Origin of the sequence: Ferruginibacter sp., assembly GCF_031430955.1 — a bacterium.
Lineage (GTDB): Bacteria > Bacteroidota > Bacteroidia > Chitinophagales > Chitinophagaceae > Ferruginibacter.
This window is the reverse complement of sequence record NZ_JANPCM010000493.1, coordinates 1-3412: the sequence shown is the minus strand read 5'-3', so window position 1 is coordinate 3412 and position 3412 is coordinate 1. Positions and strand designations below refer to the sequence as shown.

The 3412-nt window shown below is 37.2% G+C and carries 1 protein-coding gene; it reads left to right on the top strand.

The genetic code is table 11. From position 1 onward, the window contains the following. Window positions 1-3113: family 78 glycoside hydrolase catalytic domain (locus ACY65O_RS13720; protein WP_462221426.1), on the top strand; the 3113-nt coding region annotated here is incomplete at its 5' end. Window positions 3114-3412 lie beyond the last annotated feature (299 nt).

Below are 3412 nucleotides of genomic sequence, written 5' to 3'. Positions count from 1 at the left end.
CTGTTGCAACGGTATTAGGCAATGGCCGTTTTTTTACCATGCGGCAAAATTATAAAACACAAAAGCACAATACATTCGGTTATCCAAAATTATTATTGCAATTAGAAATTGAATATGCCGATGGCAGTAAAAAAATAATTGTAAGTGATGAAAGCTGGAAACTGAATGTTGATGGCCCGATAAGAACCAACAATGAATATGATGGCGAAGAGTATGATGCCACTAAAGAATTTATTGGCTGGCAGCGGGCGGGGTTTGATGATAACAAATGGTTACAACCTGAATTAGTAGCAGCGCCATTGGGGAAAATGACAGCGCAAATGAGTGAGCCAATGAAAGTGATGCGGTATATTAAACCAACGGAAGTTAAAAAACTGCCGGGTGGAAAGTATATAATTGATATGCAGCAGAATTTTTCGGGATGGATAAAACTAAATGGGTTAAATGGAAAGAAAGGGGAAAAAGTAGTGATGCGTTTTGGCGAAAGTTTACAACCTGACGGAGAGTTATTTGTTGATAACCTGAGGGATGCAAAAGTTACGGATGTATATACATTAAAAGGCGTAAAAGGAGAAAGTTGGCACCCGAGTTTTGTATATCATGGCTTCCGCTATGTAGAAATTTCTTCTTTTCCCGGACGGCCTTACCCACAAAATTTTATTGGAGAAGTGGTGTATGATGCAATAGAAACTACAGGATATTTTCAAACATCCAATGCAACCATAAATAAAATTTATAAAAATGCCTGGTGGGGCATTGCTTCTAATTATAAAGGTATGCCGGTAGATTGTCCGCAACGCAACGAACGACAGCCATGGCTGGGCGACAGGGTAATTGGTGCACAGGGCGAAAGTTTTATGTTTGATAACGCCAGGCTGTACGCTAAATGGATGGATGATATTGAACAGTCGCAAAGAGAAGATGGAGCAATACCTGATGTAGCGCCCGCCTTTTGGAATTATTATTCCGATAATGTTACCTGGCCTGCAGCTTTTATCACTATCAGTAATAATTTATATAATCAATTTGGCGATGTTAAACCAATACTGAAGAATTATGCAGCTATGAGAAAATGGATGCTGTACATGAAACAAAAATATTTGGTTGATCATATTATGACCAAAGATAAATATGGCGACTGGTGTGTGCCGCCTGAAAGTTTACAGCTCATCCATGCAAAAGATCCGGCCAGGCTTACCGATGGAAAATTAATTGCCACGGCATATTATTATAAATTACTTTCTTACATGCAACGTTTTGCAAACTTAACAGGAAATAAAAATGATGTTGAAATGTTTTCGGTATTAAGCGACAGTATTAAAGCATCATTTCAAAAAGTATTTTATAATCCACAGCAAAAATATTATTCCAATAATACTGTCACAGCAAATTTGTTGCCTTTATATTTTGGCATTACGCCTGATTCTTTAAAAGCAATTGTGTTTGAAAAGATCAGGCAAAAAATTCATGTTGAAAATCACGATCATATCAGCACCGGTTTAATTGGTACACAATTTTTGATGAGGGGGTTAACAGAATATGGCTATGCTGATTTAGCCTACACTTTAGCCAGCAATACAACTTATCCCGGTTGGGGTTATATGGCCGAAAATGGCGCCACTACCATTTGGGAATTATGGAATGGCAACACCGCCGATCCGGGAATGAATTCTCAAAATCATATCATGTTACTCGGAGATTTAATTACTTGGTATTATGAAAATCTTGCTAGCATACGCACCAGCAAAAATGATGTGGGGTTTAAAAAAATAATTATGAAACCCGTTTTTCCTGATGGGTTACAATTTGTGAATGCCTCTTATAAAAGTGTATACGGTTTAATTAAAAGTGATTGGAAAAATAATATTGATAAATTGGAATGGGCTGTTTCTATTCCTGCAAATACTGCTGCCACAATTTACATTCCTGCAAACAGTGCGGATGAAATTTTTGAAAGCGGAAAATCAGTTGTAACAAACAAGGGTATAAAATTTATAAAAATGGATAATGGCGCTGCAGTGTTTGAAATTGGTTCTGGTAATTATTCATTTATTAGAAATAAGAATTTTAAGAAAGGCATATTGAAAGATGAATTTATTTTTAACAACGCAGTTTTCCCTGAAAGCCATGCAGCTACAATTGCTGAAACACCAGGCGGCTTAATTGCAGCATGGTTTGGTGGTACTAAAGAAGGTAATAAAGATGTGTGCATTTACACCAGCACATTTGTAAATAATAATTGGACTGTTCCAGTAAAAGTTGCTGATGGTATTATTAATGATACGCTTCGTTATCCCTGTTACAATCCTGTTTTGTATTACGCCAAAAATGGAGAGCTGTTATTATTTTATAAAATTGGCCCCAATGTAGCAGGATGGAAGGGCTGCATGATGCGTAGCAATGATGATGGCAAAATATGGAGCAGCAGGGAAAATTTACCCGAAGGTTTTTTAGGCCCGATAAAAAATAAATCGGTTTTAATTAATGATGTTTTAGTTTGCCCTTCCAGCACAGAAAAAGATGGATGGAAAGTGCATTTTGAATACAGCAAAGACAATGGTAAAACCTGGACAAAGTCTGCAGCTATCAATGACGGAAAAATTATGTCTGCAATTCAACCAAGTATTTTAAATTATAAAGATGGACAATTACAGGTGTTGTGCAGAAGCAAAAACAGAACTATTAACGAAAGCTGGAGTACTGATGGAGGTAAAACATGGAATGCAATGACGGCATCAGCATTACCCAATAATAATTCTGGTACCGATGCAGTAACACTAAAAGATGGAAGGCAATTGCTGGTGTACAATCATGTAAAGCCAGCAGAAAATTTGCCGAATGGTAAAGGTGCAAGAACCCCGTTGAATGTTGCCATATCTGATGATGGAAAAAAATGGTTTGCTGTTGCCCTGCTGGAAGATTCACCCATCAGTCAGTATTCTTATCCATCTGTTATACAAACAAAAGATGGCCTGGTGCATATTGTTTATACGTGGCGCAGAGAAAAAATAAAACATGTGGTGATTGATGTTTCAAAAATTGAAAGGAAAGAAATTGTAAATGGGGAGTGGCCCGGGGTTATGAATGTTGTAATGAAACCTTCTGATGATTAGGGATTGCCACGCAAAGAAACACAGGAGTAAAACCGCAACGAAAATAAAAGTCAGCTGTATTTTTAAAACAGCTCCGTAGGAGCTAAAGGTGGGTAGGAAAAAAATGATCATCGAATAAAATCGTTCCGCAGGAATCCCGATTATGATCGGGAGTGCATTTACAAAACATCATTAGTAAAACATAATTAAAGCTCAATAAAGATTTACTTTTGAAGAGTGCGACCCTATTGAAGCCAAATAGAAATCATGCAGCCTGGCCCCAAAAAATAAAACATAATCTTCTCCATTTCCCTTTCGCC